We start from the raw sequence: 18,204 nt of genomic DNA, 5'->3' as shown, positions 1-18,204 counted from the left end.
CTATACTGCGCGGAGACCGCTCGGGAGCCATCATGCCGCCCTTACCTCCGCTGTTCAGCGCCTGGCGCCAAACCCTGCGAGCCGGTTATTCCTGGAAAAACCTGCGCGGCGACCTGAGCGCCGGCGTGACCGTCGGCATCATCGCCATTCCGCTGGCCATGGCCCTGGCGATTGCCGTCGGTGTAGCGCCGCAACATGGCCTGTACACGGTGCTGGTGGCGGGCACGCTGATCGCCCTGTGCGGAGGCTCGCGCTTCAATGTCTCGGGACCGACCGCCGCCTTCGTGGTGATACTGCTGCCGATCACCCAGCAGTTCGGGCTCGGCGGCCTGCTGCTGTGCACGCTGATGGCCGGGCTGATTCTGATTGCCCTGGGCCTGATGCGCGCAGGACGGCTGATCGAGTTCATCCCCTACCCGGTGACGCTGGGCTTTACCGCCGGTATCGGCATCGTGATCGCGACCCTGCAAATCAGGGATTTGCTCGGCCTGCAGCTGGTCAGCACGCCGGACAACTTCTTTCAGCAGCTGCACGGCCTCGGGGTCGCGCTGCCTAGCCTGCAGGTGGGCGATAGCCTGGTGGCAGTGGTATGCCTGATAGTCCTGCTGATCTGGCCGCGCTGGATGCCGAGGGTGCCTGGCCACCTGGTCGCACTGACCGTCGGCGCGCTGTTTGGCATGGCACTCGAAGCGGGGGGCATAACGGTCGCAACGCTCGGTGAGCGCTTCAGCTATCGCCTGGATGGCGTCGAATACCCGGGAATTCCACCCTTTCTGCCAAGTCTTGCCTGGCCCTGGCAATTGCCTGGTGCGGACGGCCAGCCGCTGGTGGTGAACTTCGAGCTGTTACGCCAGTTGCTCGCCCCGGCCTTCGCCATCGCCATGCTTGGCGCAATCGAGTCGCTGCTGTGCGCCGTGGTGGCAGACGGCATGACCGGCAGTAAGCATGACCCCAATGGCGAGCTGATCGGCCAGGGCATCGGCAATCTGGTTGCGCCCTTCTTCGGCGGCATCACAGCCACTGCGGCCATCGCGCGCAGCGCCGCCAACGTGCGCGCCGGCGCCTGTTCGCCGTTGGCGGCTATTACTCACGCGGGCGTGGTGCTGATTGCCATCCTGTTTCTCGCGCCCTTGTTCAGCTACCTGCCGATGGCCGCGCTGGCGGCGCTGTTATTGATGGTGGCGTGGAACATGAGCGAGGCGCGCCATGTGCGGCACACCCTGCGTATTGCCCCAGGCGGCGATGTGCTGGTGCTGTTGACCTGCCTGATTCTCACCGTGCTGTTCGATATGGTGCTGGCTGTGGGCGTGGGCCTGCTGCTGGCCGCCGGACTGTTTATCAAGCGCATGAGCGACCTGACCGATACCGAAGCGCTGCCTAAGCACTTTCACCAGGCGCTGAATGACCTGCCCGAACACGTGCTGGCCTACGCCATTCGCGGCCCGCTGTTCTTCGGCGCAGCGGAAAAGGCCCTGAGCGTGCTCAGGCGCTTTACCCCAGGAGTGAAGGTGGTGATCGTCGATATCAGCGCCGTGCCGCTGCTGGATATGACCGCCATCGCCGCGCTGGACAACGTACTGCGCGACTACCGCGAACAGCATGTCGCCCTGGTGCTGAGCGGACCGACGCCACAGGTACGCCTGCAATTGCGCCTCGCCGGGATCGTGCGAGTTGAAGGGCAGCTGGCCTATGTACGCGACCTGGCCCAGGCCCGGGAAAAGGCCCTGCGCTGGCTGGCGCCAAAGACCGATGGAGCATCAGCAAGGTAGGGTGGATAACGCGCAGCTTATCCACCCTGGACCTTGCTGGTGGAAAACGCTTCGCGGTTTTCCACCCTACAGCAGCGGCTTTTACAGACCTTTAACCGCGTAGATTCCCGCGGCATTGCGCCAGTAGCCCTTGTAATCCATGCCGTAGCCGAAGATGTAACGGTCGATGCAGGGCAAACCGACGAAATCGGCTTTCAGGTCCGGCCGCGCCTTGCGGTCGTGGTCCTTGTCGATCAGCACCGCAGTGTGCACGGCGCGGGCGCCGGCGTGGCGGCAAAAATCGATGATCGCGCCCAGGGTGTGTCCTTCATCGAGGATGTCGTCGACGATCAGCACGTCGCGGTCGATAAACGAGATTTCCGGCTTGGCTTTCCAGAACAGATCACCGCCGCTGGTTTCGTTGCGGTAGCGCGTCGCGTGCAGGTAGGACAGTTCGAGCGGGAAATTCAGCTTGGGCAGCAGCTTGCCGGAGAAGATCAGGCCGCCATTCATGACACAGAACACCACCGGGTTGCGCTCCGCCAGCTCGGCGTTAATCTCCACCGCAACCTGATCGATGGCTGCTTCCACGTCGGCTTCGCTGTACAGGCAATCGGCTTCGGCCATGACTTTGCGGATGTGCGCGAGATCGGCAGACATGCTGTTTCCTCTTGAGTAAGGGAGCGGCGCACTGCCAGAGAACCTGATCAATGCGTCAAAATAAAAGCCGGCAAAGGTACGCATGCGACCGCCATGGAGCAAGCGCCGCTCGACGAATTTACCGTTACTGCGCGAAATCGGCGCATTTGCCCGACAAATCGCCGCCGCACGCCCTTTTGCACTACAGCGTTTGCGCGCGCCAATGCGTTAATCTAACCCAATTTTTCGCCCGACCTGCCGGAGAACCCCGCCAATGCCCGTCCTCGAGATCCGCCATCCGCTGATCCGCCATAAACTCGGCCTGATGCGCCGCGCCGATATCAGCACGAAGAATTTCCGCGAACTGGCCCAGGAAGTCGGCGCGCTGCTGACCTACGAGGCGACGAAGGATCTGCCCCTGGAAAACTACGAAATCCAGGGCTGGGCTGGCGCCGTGCAGGTCGAGAAGATTTCCGGCAAGAAAATCACCGTGGTGCCGATTCTGCGTGCGGGCATCGGCATGCTCGACGGCGTGCTCAGCCTCATCCCCGGCGCCAAGGTCAGCGCAGTCGGCGTGGCACGCAACGAAGAAACCCTGCAGGCGCATACCTACCTGGAAAAGCTGGTGACGGAAATCGACGAGCGCCTGGCCATGATAATCGACCCGATGCTCGCCACCGGCGGTTCGATGGTCGCCACCATCGACCTGCTGAAAAAGGCCGGCTGCAAGGAAATCCGCGCGATGGTGCTGGTGGCCGCGCCCGAAGGCATCAAGGCGGTCAACGAGGCCCATCCTGACGTGACGATTTTCACCGCCTCGATTGACCAGCGCCTCAACGAACACGGCTACATCATTCCCGGCCTGGGTGACGCCGGCGACAAGATCTTCGGCACCAAGCAGAAGGACGCATGAGCATGCAGGACGAATACAACGACCCACTCTGGCGCCAGGTGATTTCCGGCGCGCAGATGCTGTTTGTGGCATTTGGCGCCCTGGTGCTGATGCCGCTGATCACCGGCATGGACCCCAACGTTGCGCTGTTCACCGCGGGCGTCGGCACCCTGCTGTTCCAGGCGGTGACCGGCCGCCAGGTTCCGGTTTTTCTGGCGTCGAGTTTTGCCTTTATTGCGCCGATTCTCGCCGCCAAAGGTGAGTTCGGTTTGCCAGCCGTGCTTGGCGGCATCGTCGCCTCGGGCCTTGTGTATATCCTGCTCAGCGCCGTGGTGCGGGTTAAAGGCGCCGGTTTTATCGACCGCCTGCTGCCACCGGTGGTGATCGCGCCGGTGATCATTTCCATCGGCCTGGCGCTGTCGCCCGTGGCGGTAAACATGGCCATGGGCAAGGCTGGCGACGGCAGCGCGCAGCTGGTGCCCTATGAAACGGCGATGCTGATTTCCATGTCGGCGCTGGTCACCACCGTGCTGGTCGCGGCCATGGGCCGTGGCCTGCTGCGCCTAGTGCCGATCCTCGCGGGGATCATCGTCGGCTGCGGCGTGGCAGCCTTTTGCGGGGTGATCGACACCAGCAATGTCGCGGCCGCACCTTGGCTGGCGATTCCGGCATTCGTTGCCCCGGAGCTGCACTGGGGCGCGATCCTGTACATCGTTCCGGTCGCCCTGGCACCGGCGATCGAGCACATCGGCGGGGTGGTCGCCATCGGTAGCGTGACCGGCAAGAACTTCATCAAGAAGCCCGGCCTGCACCGCACCCTGCTTGGCGACGGCCTGGCAACCTCGGCCGCCGGCATGTTCGGCGGCCCGCCGAACACCACCTATGCAGAGGTCACCGGCGCGGTGATGCTGACCAAGAACTACAACCCGAAGATCATGACCTGGGCCGCCGTATTCGCCATCGCCCTGGCCTTTATCGGCAAGTTCGGCACCGCGCTGCAGAGCATTCCGGTACCGGTAATGGGCGGCATCCTCTGCCTGCTGTTCGGTTCCATCGCGGTGGTCGGCCTGAACACGCTGATCCGCCACCAGGTCGACCTGTCCGAAGCCCGCAACCTGATCATCGTCTCGGTGACCCTGGTGTTCGGCATCGGCGGCATGGTGATCGGTAGCAACGACTTCGCTCTGTCGGGCATTTCGCTCTGCGCCATCTGCGCATTGGTGCTCAACCTGGTATTGCCGGGCGGCCAGGGCTGGAAGAGCAAGGCGCTGGACGACGAGCTCGCGCCCTGAGGTTTTGCCATACACCTCACCCATGAAAAAAGCCCCTGACCAGCAGGGGCTTTTTCGTTATCGGGCAAGTGATCTGCCCTGAGCTCAGGCCGGCGTCGCGGCCCAGCCCTGCAGGCGTACCACGCTGTCGCGGTAGGGTTTCAGGCCCATGCCCAGCAACACAATCGAGCTGGCCACCGCCAGGGTGGTGACGATCAGCAGCGAGTAGCGCAGCGCATTGTCATCGGCAAAGACATAATCGGTCACCAAGGCTACCGCCGTCGGACCGATGCCCAGGCCGATCAGGGTGATGACGAACAGGTAGATTGCCGAGGCCTGACCGCGCATCGAGTTGGGCATGATCTCCTGGATCGCCGCTGGCGCCACGCCGAACGGCATGCTCAGGCAGAACACCGTTGGCGCCATCAGCACCGCCGCCCACAGCGCACTGTCCATCAGCGGAAACGCCAGCACGAAAGGCACTGCGCCGACCGCCGCATAGAAACCGACCCGCATGTTCGCGTCGCTGCGCCCACGTTTCGCCATCCAGTCGGCCAGACGCCCGCCGAAGACGATGCCCAGGCAACCGAACACCGCGACTATGCTGCCGTAGATGATGCCGACCTGGCCGGCATCCCAGCCGTAGGTGCGGATGAAGAAGGTTGGAATCCAGGCTGCGCTGCCGTAGCCGGCGAAGGCCAGCCCGGCAAAGCCGAAGTTGTGGCAGAGCACGGTGCGCTTGTTGGCGCGAATGTAACGGCCGACATCGGCCAGCGGCACCGCGACGCCAGCGCCGACGCCACGCCGTGCCGGCTCCTTGACCGCCAGCATCAGCAGGGTGAACAGCACGCCCGCCGCGCCGAGGATCAGAAAGATCAGCTGCCAGGGCCGTACTTCGCCGAATACCGGCAAGGTCAGGTCGCCCTGGGCGGAAGCGAACTGGATCACCAGGCCGCCGAGCAGGAACGCGATCCCCGAACCCAGGTAGACGCCCATCGAATACACGCTGATGGCGGTGGCGCGGCGCTCGGCCGGAAAGCTGTCGGCGATCAGGGAATAGGCGGCCGGCGACAGGGCCGCTTCGCCGACGCCAACGCCGATGCGGCAGATTAGGAACTGCCAGTACAGCTTGGCCATGCCACAGGCGGCGGTCGCGGCGCTCCAGAACAGTACGCCGATGGCGATCAGGCCGCGGCGGCTTTTGCTATCGGCCAGGCGACCCAGCGGGATGCCGCATATGGTGTAGAACAATGCGAAGGACAAGCCCATCAGCAGGCTCATTTGGGTGTCGCTGATCATCAGATCGCGGCGGATCGGTCCGACCAGCAGGTTGAGAATCTGCCGGTCGATGAAGGACAACACATAGGCCACCATCAGAATCGAGACGGTGGTCCAGGCACGGGCGCTTGAGGGGTAATTGTTATTGTTGTCAGGCACTGATGGTCTCCTCGGCAGCGCGTTGCAACGCGGCGCGACGGTTAAAAGTGCTTTCAGCTTAGGCCGAGACGGGTAACCCTGAGTATCGCCCCAAGGTGTTATCAGCGTCGCGAATGCGATGCATCCCTTCGGGCGAATGACTTTGCCGCCACAGCTCTATCCACCTTCCCAAGCTGACGCCAGACCAGGTGCCGAGGCGCGACCTGAGTCGCCTCCTCGGTTGTGTTCAACCCGCACGACCGATGCCCGCCAATCCTCAACAGGCGCTAAAGCATCAATGGTGCGCGCTCGCTGAGCGTCCTCAGGGCAGTGACCCAGCTTGGGTGATCGTTCAGGCAGGGAACCAGTTGCAGGCTTTCGCCCCCCGCGGCGCGGAACTGTTCGAGCCCGCGGTCGCCGATTTCTTCCAGGGTTTCGATGCAGTCGGCAACGAAGGCCGGGCACATCACCAGCAGCTTTTTAACGCCCTGCTGGGCCAATTCCTCCAGCCGCGCCTCGGTGTAGGGCTCGATCCACTTGGCCCGTCCCAGGCGCGACTGGAATGCCACCGACCACTGCTCCGGACGCAACCCCGCGCGCGCGGCGAAGGCTTCGGCACTGCGCATGCACTGGGCGCGGTAACAGGTGGCGAGCACTTCGGTCGGCGCCGTGCGGCAACAATCCGGGCCTTTCAGGCAGTGGCCGCTGCGGTCGAGCTTGTGCAGGTGACGCTCGGGCAACCCGTGGAAGCTCAGCAGCAGGTGATCGAAGTCCTGCTCAAGGTAAGGCTTGGCGCTGTCCACCAGGGCGTCGAGGTACTCGGGCTGATCGTAGAACGGCATCAGTACGGAGAACTGCACGTCGAGCGCGCGCTCGCGCACGACCCGGCGCGCCTCTTCGATCACCGTGGTAACGGTGCTGTCGGCGAACTGCGGGTAAAGCGGCGCCAGGGTGATCTGCTTGATGCCCTGGCTGGCCAGGCGCGTCAGCACCGTTTCGAGCGACGGCTCGCCGTAGCGCATCGCAAGCTCCACCGGGCCCTTGTTCCATACCCGCTGCATGGCACTCTGCAGACGCTTGCTCAACACCACCAGCGGCGAGCCGTCTTCCCACCAGATCGAGGCGTAGGCATGCGCCGAGGCGGCGGGGCGCTTGATCAGGATCAGCGAAACCAGCAGCCGGCGCACCGGCCAGGGCAGATCGATGACATAGGGGTCCATCAGAAACTGATTGAGGTAACGCCGCACCTCAGCCACTTCGGTCGACGCGGGAGAGCCCAGGTTGACCAGTAACAAGGCGTGATCAGTCATGTGTTTTTCCTAGTTTAGGGTGGCTCAAGAGATCGGCCAGAGCCGCATCCAGCTGGGTGAAACGAAAACTGAAACCCGCCTCGGTCAGGGCGCTGGGCACCGCGCGCTGGCCGCCGAGCAAGAGTACCGACAGCTCGCCGAGGACGCCGCGCAGCAGGAACGCCGGTGCCGGCAGAATGGCCGGGCGATGCAGCTGGCGGCCCAGGCTGCGGGCAAACTCCTGGTTGCGTACCGGTTGCGGCGCGCAGGCATTATAGGGACCGCTGGCGTGCTCCTGCCGCAAGAGAAAATCGATCAGGGCGATTTGATCGGCGATATGAATCCACGGCATCCATTGCCGACCGTCGCCCAGCGGCCCGCCGAGGCCAAGGCGAAACGGCAGCAGCAAGCGCTTGAGGAATCCGCCCTCGCTCGCCAGCACCAGCCCGGTACGCAGCAGCACCACGCGAATGCCCAGGGCCTGCGCACGCAAAGCGGTCTCTTCCCAGGCGCCGCACAACTGGGCGGCGAAATCGTCGCTGACCGGTGGCGAATCCTCATGCAGTTCGCGCTCGCCGCCATCGCCATACACCCCCACCGCCGAACCGGAAATAAGCAGCCGTGGTTTGTCTGCCCGCTGGTCCAGCCAGCTCAGCAGTTGTTCGGTAAGGCCAACGCGGCTTGCCCATAGCAGGCTCTTGCGCTTGCGCGTCCAGGGCCGATCGGCAATCGGCGCACCCGCCAGGTTGATCACTGCATCCAGCGGTTGCTCGTGCAACTCCTCGAGCCGACCAATGCCGCGCACCTGACTACCGCACAGCGCGGCGACCCGCTCGGGCTCGCGGCTCCATACCGTCAGTTGGTGGCCCTGCCCAACCCAAAGGCGGCAAAGCCGACGGCCGATCAGGCCAGTACCGCCGGTCAGCAATATGTGCATGGCTGCGTCCTCGCGTGGCGAAACACCAGGTAATAGCCCTAGTCTGATTTATGTCGCGGCGAGGTGCCTTTAACCGCCTCTCGCGTTGTCACTACTATAGGAAGGCTGGATTGAAACCGATCAAGCCTATACATAACAAGTTTATTGTATAGCTTTTGTCTAAAGCGTAGCCTAACGCTCTAGCACCTGAGGTAAGTCATGATTGCTACTGCCCCCATCGCCATCATCGGTACCGGCATTGCCGGGCTCTCCGCCGCGCAGGCCCTGCACGCCGCCGGGCATACCGTTCAGTTATTCGACAAGAGCCGCGGCAGCGGTGGCCGCATGGCCAGCAAACGCAGCGATGCCGGCGCGCTGGATCTCGGTGCGCAGTATTTCACCGCGCGCGATCGCCGCTTCGTCGAGGCCGTCCAGCAGTGGCAGGCCCGCGGCTGGGTCAGCGCCTGGACGCCGAGCCTCTACCACTGCAAGGAGGGCCGTCTTAGCGCGTCGCCCGACGAGCAGGAACGCTGGGTCGGCAGCCCGCGCATGAGCGCGATCACCCGCGCCATGCTGGGCGCATTGCCCGTGCACTTCGCCTGCCGCATCACCGAGGTGTTTCGCGGCGAGCAGCATTGGCACCTGCAGGATGCCGACGGCAACAGCCACGGCCCGTTCAGCCACGTCATCGTCGCCACGCCGGCACCCCAGGCCACCGCCCTGCTGACCAGCGCACCGAAGCTAGCCGGCGCCGCCGCCAGCGTAGCGATGGAGCCGACCTGGGCGGTGGCGCTGGCCTTCGAACAGCCGCTGGACAGTCCGGTGGAAGGGTGTTTCGTTCAGGACAGCCCGCTCGACTGGCTGGCCCGCAATCGCAGCAAGCCCGGCCGCGACACGCAGATGGATACCTGGGTGCTGCACGCCACCAGCAGTTGGAGCAAGCAGCACCTGGACATGCCCAAGCACGAGGTGATCGAGCACCTGCGCGGCGCCTTCGCCGAATTGATTGGCTGCGCCGTGCCCGCTCCTGCCATGAGCCTGGCACATCGCTGGCTCTATGCCCGCCCCGCCAGCGCCCATCAGTGGGGCGCCTTGGCGGATGCCGACCTGGGCCTGTATGCCTGCGGCGACTGGTGCCTGTCAGGGCGGGTCGAAGGCGCCTGGCTGAGCGGCCAGGAAGCCGCGCGCAAACTGCTCGAACACCTGCAATGAACCCGCCGATTCGGCATCGCCTCAATCCGCGCAAGTTGCTGCTGTCCAAATGGACGGCAGCACGTCCGCAGCACCGCGAGAAACACTTCCTGGTCACCGAGCTGTTCTGCGACGAGCAGGGCACGGTGCTGCAGGTCGAGCTACAGGCGGTTTACAGCCAGCGCAATCAGCGCCTGGACTGGCATGAGCTGCAGGATGGTGAGCGCTGGTTGCTGGGCTGGAAATAGCATCGCTCACGAGCAACCTGTACAAAACCCCTACAAAATCACTTAACACTTGTACAAAGTGGTTGACTTGTACAACGCCGAACCTATGATGAACACAAGTTGTACATTCCTTGGGATATGTACAAGGATTCATCCGAGGTTTTACCATGACTGCGTCCCTATCCTCCCCCAAACCCAAGCTCGGTATCAGCGCTTGCTTGCTCGGCGCAGAGGTGCGTTTCAACGGCGGTCACAAGGAATCACGCTTGTGCAGCCGTACCCTGAGCGACTACTTCGATTTCGTTCCGTTCTGCCCGGAAGTGGCCATCGGCATGGGAATTCCGCGCGAACCGATTCGCCTGGTCGGCGCGCCCGAGACGCCGCGCGCAGTTGGCAGCGTACGGCCGGAACTGGATGTCACCGCGCCGCTGGCCGCGTACGGAGAGAAGGTCGCCGGCGAAACGGATGACCTCTGCGGCTATATCTTCATGCAACAGTCGCCGTCCTGCGGTCTGGAGCGGGTCAAGGTCTATCAGGAGGGTGGCCGCCCCAGCGAACACAAGGGCCGCGGCATATTCGCCCAGGCATTCTGCGCGCGCCGCCCGGATCTGCCGGTGGAAGAAGATGGGCGTCTGAACGACCCGATCCTGCGCGAGAACTTCATCACCCGAGTGTTCGCCTACGCCGAGTGGCAGCAACTGTTGCGTGCGGGGCTGACGCGCAAGGCACTGCTGGATTTCCACGCCCGCCACAAGTACCTGCTGATGGCCACCGATCCGCTGCAGTACAAGGCGCTCGGTCAATTGCTCGGCAACCTCACCCAGCACGACCTCAACGAGCTGGCGCCGCGCTATTTCAGCGCGCTGATGGCGGCGCTGAAGAAGTGCGCGACGCGGCGCACCCACAGCAATGTGTTGCAGCACCTCAGCGGCTACTTCAAGCAGGCCCTGAGCAGCGAGGAGAAGCAGGAAATGCAGCAGCTGATCAGCCAGTACCGCCACGGCGTGGTGCCGCTGGTGGTGCCGTTGACGCTGCTCAAGCACCACCTGCGGCGTAACCCGCACAGCTACGTGGCCCAGCAGGTGTACCTGCAGCCGCACCCGGAAAACCTCAGCCTGCGCAACGCCCTATGAGCCGCGAAATCTCAGCCGACGGCAGCACGACCGACGACTATCAGGCCGCCCTGGCGCAAGGCTTCATGCCGATCCGCGACGTTGCCCGGATCACCGGGGTCAACGCGGTCACGCTGCGCGCTTGGGAACGGCGCTATGGCCTGATCGTGCCGCACCGCACGCCCAAGGGTCACCGGCTGTACTCCGACGACCACGTGGCGCGCATCCAGGCGATCCTCACCTGGCTCAACCGCGGCGTGTCGGTCAGTCAGGTAAAGGGCCTGCTGCGCACCGATCAGCCCGCGTTTGCCGAAGCGTCCTCGCAGTGGGATGAAAAACGTCTGCGCATGCAGGAGGCCATCTGCAACCTGGCGGAGCGGCGCCTGGATGACTGTTTCAATGGCGAGCTGGCGCTCTACCCGCCGCACACGCTGTGCAAACAGCTGCTGCTGCCGTTGTTCGAGGCGCTGGAGCAGCGCTGGCAAGGCCAGTTCGGCGCGCAGGTCGAGCGGGTGTTCTTCCATTCCTGGCTGCGCAGCAAGCTCGGCGCCCGGCTCTACCACAACAACCGCCAGGCAACAGGCGCCTCGCTGTTGATGATCAACCTCTCGGACCTGCCGATGGAGCCGGGTCTGTGGCTGTGCGCCTGGCTGGCCAGCAGCGCTGACTGTCCGGTGGAAGTGTTCGACTGGCCGATCAGCCCCACCGAACTGGCCCTGGCGGTCGAGCACATGCAACCGCGCGCGGTGCTGCTGTATTCGAGCCAGGCCCTCAACCCCACGAACCTGCCGCGCATGCTGGCCGCCTGCGAGTGCCCCTGTCTGCTCGCCGGACCAACGGTCGTGATCCACCAGCAGGAGTTGCGGGTATTGACTGAGCTGCACCCCGAGCTGCGCGTGGCGAAAGACCCGCTGGCCGCCCTAAATCTGCTGACCGACCTCGACCTACTGAGCGCCCAATGAACAGGCAACTGATGTGGTTCCGCACCGACTTGCGGGTACAGGACAACACCGCGCTCGCCGCGGCGATGGCCGCCGGGCCGACGATTGCGCTGTTTCTACTGACTCCGGGGCAGTGGCAGGCGCACGACGACGCCCCGAGCAAGGTCGATTTCTGGCTGCGCAACCTGGCCGAGCTGCAGGCGCAACTGGCCGAGCTGAACGTGCCGCTGTTGCTGCGCGAAGTACACGACTGGAGCGCAGCACCCGAGGCGCTGGGCACGCTCTGCGAGCAGCTTGCTATCGATGCCGTGCAGCTGAACCAGGAATACGGGGTACACGAGACCCGCCGCGATGCAGCGGTGACGGCCAGACTCAGCCGTCAGGGCATACAGGTACACAGCCACCTCGACCAGATTTTCTTCCAGCCGGGCAGCGTGCTGACCAAGTCCGGCGGGTACTTCCAGGTGTACAGCCAGTTTCGCAAGGTCTGCTATCAGCGCCTGCACCTGTCGCTGCCCGGGCTGGTGCCACGGCCGAACGTCCAGGCGCCGCTGGCCATCGCGAGCGATGTGCTGCCGACTCAGGTCGAGGGTTTCGCCACGCCTAGCGATGCGTTGCGCGCGCTCTGGCCTGCCGGGGAGGAAGAGGCACGCCGCCGCCTGCTGAGGTTCGCCGACGAGCAGATCGAGGACTACCAGCGCGACCGCGACTTCCCGGCCAAACCGGGCACCAGCCAGCTGTCGGCGTACCTCGCCGCCGGTGTGCTGTCGCCGCGCCAGTGCCTGCATGCGGCGCTGCAGGCCAACCAGGGTGAGTTCGAAAGCGGCAACGCCGGCGTCGTCACCTGGATCAACGAGTTGCTCTGGCGCGAGTTCTACAAGCACATCCTGGTCGGCTATCCGCGGGTCTCGATGCATCGCGCGTTCCGCGTCGAGACCGATGCCCTGGCCTGGCGAAACGCGCCGGCCGAACTGCTGGCCTGGCAGGAAGGTCGCACCGGCATCCCGCTCATCGACGCTGCGATGCGCCAGCTGCTCGCCACCGGCTGGATGCACAACCGCCTGCGCATGGTGGTGGCGATGTTTCTGACCAAGAACCTGCTGATCGACTGGCGCGAAGGTGAGCGTTTCTTCATGCGCCAGCTGATCGACGGCGATCTGGCCGCCAACAACGGCGGCTGGCAGTGGAGCTCCTCCACCGGTACCGATTCCGCACCCTACTTCCGCATTTTCAATCCGCTCAGCCAGTCGGCGAAATTCGATCCGGACGGGCGCTTCATCCGCCATTGGCTGCCGGAACTGGCGAGCCTAAGCAACAAGGACATCCACAGCCCAGGTGTTCACTCGCAGAGCGGTGGCAGTCTGTTTGGCGCGGTGGATTACCCCGCCCCCATCGTCGATCTCGGCAAGAGCCGCAGCCGCGCACTGGCGGCATTCAAAAGCCTGCCACAGCTGGCAACGGAGATGACCCCATGAGCGATTTCCTGCGGCAGTTCGCACATACCTTCGCCGAACTGAACAAGAACAACCTGCAGCGTCTCGACGAGCTGTACAGCAGCGATGCGCTGTTCTGCGACCCGCTGCACGAGGTGCGCGGGCTGGACAATATCCGCAGCTACTTCGCCGAGCTGTACGCCAACGTCAGCGAGCTGCGCTTCGATTTCTACGCCTTCGATGAGGTGCGTCAGGGCGAGGGTTACCTGCGCTGGACCATGAGCTACCGCCACCCGCGCCTGGCCAAGGGCCGCCTGATTCGCGTCGAAGGCTGCTCGCACCTGCAGTGGAATGCCAGGGTGTACCGCCACCGTGATTATTTCGACGCGGGCAACCTGCTCTATGAACATTTGCCGCTGCTTGGCCAGGCGATCCGCTGGTTGAAAGGGAGGCTGGCATGAACGCTGACGTACGGCGCATCTGGCTGACCGGCGCCAGCAGCGGCATAGGCGCCGCGCTGGCCGAACTGCTGCTGCAGCGCGGCCACCGCCTGGCGCTCAGTGCCCGCACGGTCGAGCCGCTGCAGGCATTGGCCAAGCGCTACCCGCAACAGGTGCTGGTGGTGCCCGGCGACCTGAGCGACGCACTCCAGGTGCGCGAGATTGGCGAGCACATTGCCCAGGTCTGGGGTGCGCTGGATACCCTGATCCTCAACGCCGGCACCTGCGAGTACGTCGAGGTCGCGCAATTCGAAGCGGCCATGATCGAGCGCGTGATGAAGGCCAACCTGTTTTCCGCAAGCTATTGCATCGAGGCGGCGCTGCCGCTGCTGCGCCTTGGCAACAGGCCCCATCTGGTCGGAGTGGGCAGTTCGGTGACCTACCTGCCGCTGCCGCGCGCCGAGGCCTATGGCGCCTCGAAAGCCGCCATGCGCTACCTGATCGAGGCCTTGCGCATCGACCTGGCGGGCAACGGCATCGACGTCACCCTGATCAGCCCCGGCTTCGTCGATACCCCGCTGACGCGCAAGAACGACTTCCCCATGCCGATGCGCTGGCCGGTGGATAAGGCTGCCGCGCACATCGCCGCCAACCTGGACAGGCGGCCCTACGAGATCGCCTTTCCCGCACCCTTCATCGCCATCCTGCAGGTGCTTGCCCACCTGCCCAAACGCCTGCAGCTGGCTCTCGGCAAGCGCATGGCGCGAACCGATTCCACCACCAAGGACACGCCATGAAGATTGCCATTATCGGCAGCGGTATCGCCGGCCTGACCACTGCCTACCTGCTCAACCGCCGTCACGATGTCACCGTGTTCGAGGCCAGCGACTGGGTAGGTGGCCACACCCATACCGTCGACGTGCAGGTGGGCGGCAGGTCCTATGCGGTTGATACCGGCTTCATCGTGTTCAACGACTGGACCTATCCGAATTTCATCGCCTTGCTGAACAAGCTCGGCGTGGCCTCGAAGCCGACCGAAATGAGCTTCTCGGTCTGCGACCCGCAAACCGGGGTGGAATACAACGGGCACAACCTCAACAGCCTGTTCGCCCAGCGCAGCAACCTGTTCTCGCCCAAGTTCATCGGCATGGTTCGCGACATCCTGCGCTTCAACCGCGAGGTGCTGGATGACCTCACCAACAACCGCATCGCCGCGTCCACCACGCTCGGCAGCTACCTGAAGCTGGGCGGCTACAGCGACCGGTTCATCCAGCATTACATCGTGCCGATGGGTGCGGCGATCTGGTCGATGTCGCTGGCGGACATGCTGAATTTCCCGCTGCAGTTCTTCGTTCGCTTCTTCAAGAATCACGGCCTGCTGTCCGTCAGCGATCGCCCGCAATGGCGGGTGGTGGAAGGCGGCTCCAGCAGCTACGTGGCGCCGCTGACGGCATCGTTTGCCGAGCACATCCGCTTGAATTGCCCGGTCGAGCGGGTCGAACGCGACTTCCACGGTGTGGTGGTGCACAGCGCGGCGGGCAGCGAGCAGTTCGACAAGGTGGTGTTCGCCTGCCATAGCGACCAGGCGCTCAAGCTGCTCGCCCAGCCCACGCTGGCCGAGCAGGCCATTCTGGGCGCCCTGCCCTATGCCGAAAACGACGTGGTGCTGCACACCGACACCCGCCTGTTGCCCACCCGCAAACTGGCCTGGGCCAGCTGGAACTATCGCCTCGGCGGGCCCCATGACCAGCCTGCAGCGGTGACCTACAACATGAACATCCTGCAGGGCATCCAGAGCGACACCACCTTCTGCGTCAGCCTCAACCAGACCGCGGCGATAGACCCTACGAAGATCCTTGCCCGTTACCGCTACGCCCACCCGCAGTACAGCCTTGCCGGTATCGCCGCCCAGGCGCGCTGGGAAGAATTGCTCGGCGCGCACCACAGTTATTTCTGCGGCGCGTACTGGGCCAATGGCTTCCACGAGGACGGTGTGGTCAGCGCGCTGCGCGTGGCCCGTGATTTCGGCGAGGTGCTGTGATGAACAGCGCCCTGTACAGCGGCTGGGTGCAACACCGACGCTTCAGCCCGCGCCAGCACGACTTCCGCTACCGCATGGGCCTGCTCTACCTCGACCTGGACGAACAGGAGCAGGTGCTTGCCCTGTCACCGCTTGCCGGACGCGGCCGCTGGGCGCCGTTCGCCTTCCGCGAGACCGACTACCTGCCGCAGTACACCCGCGCCGGCATCGCGCTGATCGATGCCGTTCGCCAGCATGTTGGCGAGGCGCTGGGACAGGTCCCGCAGGGTGCGATCTGCCTGCTGACCCAGCCGCGCAGCTGGGGCCTGGCCTTCAACCCGGCAAGCTTCTTCTACTGCCACGACAGCGACGGCCGCCTCGCCGCGATTCTCTGCGAAGTCAGCAATACGCCCTGGCACGAGCGTTACCACTACGTGATGCCCGCCACTGGCGAAGGGCACCAGCATTTCGCCGTGGCCAAGTCCTTCCACGTATCGCCCTTTCTGCCGCGCGAACTGGAATACCGCATGAGCTTCAGCCCGGCCGGCGAACGCCTGGGCATTCACATGGCCGACTGGAACGCACAGGCCAAGGTGTTCGATGCCAGCCTCAGCCTGCAACGCAGCGAACTGAGCCGCGCCAGCCTGCATCACTACCTGCTGCGCTTCCCCTGGATGACCGGCAAAACCGTCGCGGCTATCTACTGGCAAGCCCTGCGCCTGCTGTTCAAACGTATTCCCCAGTTCAACCACCGGGCCGCCGACGGCGAGTTTCGCGTTGCCCGTTCCACCCCCAAGGAAGTCCTCCATGAAAAGCTCTAGCCTGGCCTCCGCCAAAGTTTCCGTACGTGCCGGCAGCGGCATCGGTGCCAGCCTGTTGCGCCGCGCGGTGCTGGGCCAGATGAGCCGGTTGCGCCACGGCCAGCTGGTCGTCGTGGAAGGCGACGAGCGTCTCGAATTTGGCGACGCGCATTCCAGCCTTAGCGCGGAAATCCACATTCAGGACGCTGCGGTCTGGGGGCTGGTGGCCAGCAACGGGTCGATCGGGGCGGGCGAAGCCTACATCCACGGCTACTGGAGCTCGCCGGACCTGACCGCGGTGGTGCGGGTATTTGTCAGTAACCTGGACGTGCTCGATGCTATGGAGCGCGGCCTGGCGCAATTGGGTCGCCCGCTGATCCGCGGATTGCACTGGCTCAACCGCAATACCCGGCAGGGCTCGCGCCGCAATATCGCCGCCCACTACGACCTCGGCAACGATCTGTTCCAGCAGTTCCTCGACCCGACCATGATGTATTCCGCGGCAATGTTCAGCGGCCCGGACGACAGTTTGGAACAGGCACAATTGAACAAGCTCGAGCGCATCTGCCAGAAGCTGGCGCTGAAGCCGAGCGACCATCTGCTGGAAATCGGCACCGGCTGGGGCAGCATGGCGATCTACGCCGCCACCCACTATGGCTGCAAGGTCACCACCACCACGCTGTCGCGCGAGCAGTACGCCTACACCGCCCAGCGCATCGCCGAGCTGGACCTGGGCGAACGCGTGACCCTGTTGCTGGAGGACTACCGCGACCTCACCGGCCGCTACGACAAGCTGGTGTCGATCGAGATGATCGAGGCAGTCGGCCACCGCTTTTTGCCTACCTATTTCGAACAATGCGCCGCCCTGCTCAAGCCCGACGGGCTGATGCTGCTCCAGGCCATTACCATTCGCGACCAGCGCTACGAACAGGCGAAGAAGTCGGTGGACTTCATCCAGCGCTATATCTTCCCCGGTGGCGCCCTGCCCTCGGTGCAGAAGATGCTGGACATCGTCACCACCAAGACCGACATGAACCTGTATCACATGGAAGACTTCGGCCTGCACTACGCCCGCACGCTGCGCATGTGGCACGACAACCTGCGTCAGGCGCGGCACAACCTCGAACAGCTCGGCTATGACGATTACTTCTTCCGGCTGTGGGAGTTCTACCTGTGCTATTGCGAGGGCGGCTTTATCGAGCGCACCATCGGCACCGCGCAACTGCTGCTGGCCAAACCGGCGGCACAACCGGAACCGCTGTTAGGAAACCTGAATGCCTAAATTAATCGCCAACGCCCTGTTGTTTCAGCTCGGCTGGCTCGCCTGCGTAATCGGCGGCGACAGTCTTTGGCTGCTGGCAGTGCCGGCGATAGTGGCGGTGCACCTCTTCTGGGTCAGCAGTTGGCAGGCCGAAGGCAAGCTGCTGATCAGCGTGTTTCTCGCCGGCAGCGCGCTGGACAGCTTTCAGCTCAACCTCGGCGTGTTCGACTTCGGCGAGCCACGCACCCTGATCCCGCTGTGGCTGGCCAGCCTGTGGCTGCTGCTGGCCACTACCGTCAACCACTGCCTGGCCTGGACCGCACAACCCTGGTGGCGCGCCAGCCTGCTCGGCGCGCTGGGTGCACCATTGTCCTACTACGGCGGCGCGCAGATCGCCGGCGTCGGCCTGCCGTATGGCACCTGGCAAAGCCTGCTGTTGATCGGCCTGATCTGGGCCTTGGTAATGCCCGTGCTGCACGGCTTCGCCAAGCTCTACCGCGCGCAGTACCAGCAAAGCCTGCGCACCCGCAAGCCAGCGTAGGCGGAAGCGGTATCTACTTGTAGCCAGATGCATTCGGGAGCGATTTGGTGGCGGTGCATGTCCCGGA

General features: G+C 64.2%; 18 protein-coding genes. 14 read left to right on the top strand and 4 right to left on the bottom strand.

Annotated features, from left to right (window positions below; genetic code table 11):
• Window positions 1-32: 32 nt before the first annotated feature.
• Entirely contained in the window at window positions 33-1,769 is a 1,737-nt protein-coding gene (gene dauA / locus ACX0MV_RS12640; RefSeq protein ID WP_458982865.1) for a C4-dicarboxylic acid transporter DauA, read from the top strand.
• Between the two features lie 81 nt (window positions 1,770-1,850).
• Here dauA and ACX0MV_RS12635 read toward each other — a convergent pair whose 3' ends face one another.
• Entirely contained in the window at window positions 1,851-2,408 is a 558-nt protein-coding gene (locus tag ACX0MV_RS12635; RefSeq protein ID WP_458982864.1) for a hypoxanthine-guanine phosphoribosyltransferase, read from the bottom strand.
• Between the two features lie 253 nt (window positions 2,409-2,661).
• Here ACX0MV_RS12635 and upp point away from each other — a divergent pair, with 253 nt between their 5' ends.
• The gene (gene upp, locus ACX0MV_RS12630) at window positions 2,662-3,300 is read left to right on the top strand and encodes a uracil phosphoribosyltransferase (protein WP_458982863.1); all 639 of its coding nucleotides are present in this window, start codon (window positions 2,662-2,664) and stop codon (window positions 3,298-3,300) included.
• A 2-nt stretch (window positions 3,301-3,302) separates the two neighbouring features.
• Window positions 3,303-4,571 (top strand): uracil-xanthine permease family protein, encoded by a 1,269-nt coding sequence (locus ACX0MV_RS12625; RefSeq protein WP_458983196.1) that lies wholly within the window; start codon window positions 3,303-3,305, stop codon window positions 4,569-4,571.
• An 84-nt stretch (window positions 4,572-4,655) separates the two neighbouring features.
• Here the strand turns inward: ACX0MV_RS12625 and ACX0MV_RS12620 are convergent, their stop codons facing one another.
• From ACX0MV_RS12620 to ACX0MV_RS12610, 3 genes are all read right to left on the bottom strand, one after another.
• Window positions 4,656-5,987, bottom strand: coding sequence for a spinster family MFS transporter (locus tag ACX0MV_RS12620; RefSeq protein ID WP_458982862.1), 1,332 nt, complete (start codon window positions 5,985-5,987; stop codon window positions 4,656-4,658).
• Window positions 5,988-6,253: 266 nt separating this feature from the next.
• Complete coding sequence (gene hemH / locus ACX0MV_RS12615) at window positions 6,254-7,276, bottom strand: ferrochelatase (protein ID WP_458982861.1); 1,023 nt, start codon at window positions 7,274-7,276, stop codon at window positions 6,254-6,256.
• Window positions 7,269-8,192, bottom strand: a complete 924-nt coding sequence (locus ACX0MV_RS12610; protein WP_458982860.1) for a TIGR01777 family oxidoreductase — start codon at window positions 8,190-8,192, stop codon at window positions 7,269-7,271. Before ACX0MV_RS12610 ends, hemH begins: the two co-directional genes overlap by 8 nt.
• A 198-nt stretch (window positions 8,193-8,390) precedes the next feature.
• Here ACX0MV_RS12610 and ACX0MV_RS12605 point away from each other — a divergent pair, with 198 nt between their 5' ends.
• The 11 genes from ACX0MV_RS12605 to ACX0MV_RS12555 all read left to right on the top strand — a co-directional run bounded on the left by ACX0MV_RS12605 (window position 8,391) and on the right by ACX0MV_RS12555 (window position 18,137).
• Window positions 8,391-9,383: an NAD(P)/FAD-dependent oxidoreductase gene (locus ACX0MV_RS12605; RefSeq protein WP_458982859.1), complete on the top strand. Its 993-nt coding sequence runs from the start codon at window positions 8,391-8,393 to the stop codon at window positions 9,381-9,383.
• On the top strand, window positions 9,380-9,610 hold the full coding sequence (locus tag ACX0MV_RS12600; RefSeq protein ID WP_458982858.1) for a TIGR02450 family Trp-rich protein: 231 nt from the start codon (window positions 9,380-9,382) through the stop codon (window positions 9,608-9,610). Before ACX0MV_RS12605 ends, ACX0MV_RS12600 begins: the two co-directional genes overlap by 4 nt.
• 146 nt (window positions 9,611-9,756) lie before the next feature.
• Complete coding sequence (locus ACX0MV_RS12595; protein WP_458982857.1) at window positions 9,757-10,722, top strand: YbgA family protein; 966 nt, start codon at window positions 9,757-9,759, stop codon at window positions 10,720-10,722.
• Window positions 10,719-11,663, top strand: coding sequence for a MerR family transcriptional regulator (locus ACX0MV_RS12590; RefSeq protein WP_458982856.1), 945 nt, complete (start codon window positions 10,719-10,721; stop codon window positions 11,661-11,663). The genes ACX0MV_RS12595 and ACX0MV_RS12590 overlap by 4 nt, the downstream gene beginning before the upstream one ends.
• Complete coding sequence (gene phrB / locus ACX0MV_RS12585; protein ID WP_458982855.1) at window positions 11,660-13,117, top strand: deoxyribodipyrimidine photo-lyase; 1,458 nt, start codon at window positions 11,660-11,662, stop codon at window positions 13,115-13,117. Before ACX0MV_RS12590 ends, phrB begins: the two co-directional genes overlap by 4 nt.
• Window positions 13,114-13,536: a nuclear transport factor 2 family protein gene (locus ACX0MV_RS12580; protein WP_458982854.1), complete on the top strand. Its 423-nt coding sequence runs from the start codon at window positions 13,114-13,116 to the stop codon at window positions 13,534-13,536. The genes phrB and ACX0MV_RS12580 overlap by 4 nt, the downstream gene beginning before the upstream one ends.
• A complete protein-coding gene (locus ACX0MV_RS12575) occupies window positions 13,533-14,312 on the top strand; it encodes an SDR family NAD(P)-dependent oxidoreductase (protein ID WP_458982853.1) in 780 nt (259 codons plus the stop codon). Before ACX0MV_RS12580 ends, ACX0MV_RS12575 begins: the two co-directional genes overlap by 4 nt.
• Complete coding sequence (locus ACX0MV_RS12570) at window positions 14,309-15,556, top strand: NAD(P)/FAD-dependent oxidoreductase (protein WP_458982852.1); 1,248 nt, start codon at window positions 14,309-14,311, stop codon at window positions 15,554-15,556. The genes ACX0MV_RS12575 and ACX0MV_RS12570 overlap by 4 nt, the downstream gene beginning before the upstream one ends.
• Window positions 15,556-16,356: a DUF1365 domain-containing protein gene (locus ACX0MV_RS12565; protein WP_458982851.1), complete on the top strand. Its 801-nt coding sequence runs from the start codon at window positions 15,556-15,558 to the stop codon at window positions 16,354-16,356. The genes ACX0MV_RS12570 and ACX0MV_RS12565 overlap by 1 nt, the downstream gene beginning before the upstream one ends.
• Entirely contained in the window at window positions 16,343-17,617 is a 1,275-nt protein-coding gene (locus tag ACX0MV_RS12560; RefSeq protein ID WP_458982850.1) for a class I SAM-dependent methyltransferase, read from the top strand. Before ACX0MV_RS12565 ends, ACX0MV_RS12560 begins: the two co-directional genes overlap by 14 nt.
• Complete coding sequence (locus ACX0MV_RS12555; protein WP_458982849.1) at window positions 17,610-18,137, top strand: DUF2878 domain-containing protein; 528 nt, start codon at window positions 17,610-17,612, stop codon at window positions 18,135-18,137. Before ACX0MV_RS12560 ends, ACX0MV_RS12555 begins: the two co-directional genes overlap by 8 nt.
• Window positions 18,138-18,204: the final 67 nt, after the last annotated feature.

It is taken from the genome of Pseudomonas cistanchae (assembly GCF_054483635.1).
This window is presented reverse-complemented; position numbering and strand designations above follow the sequence as displayed.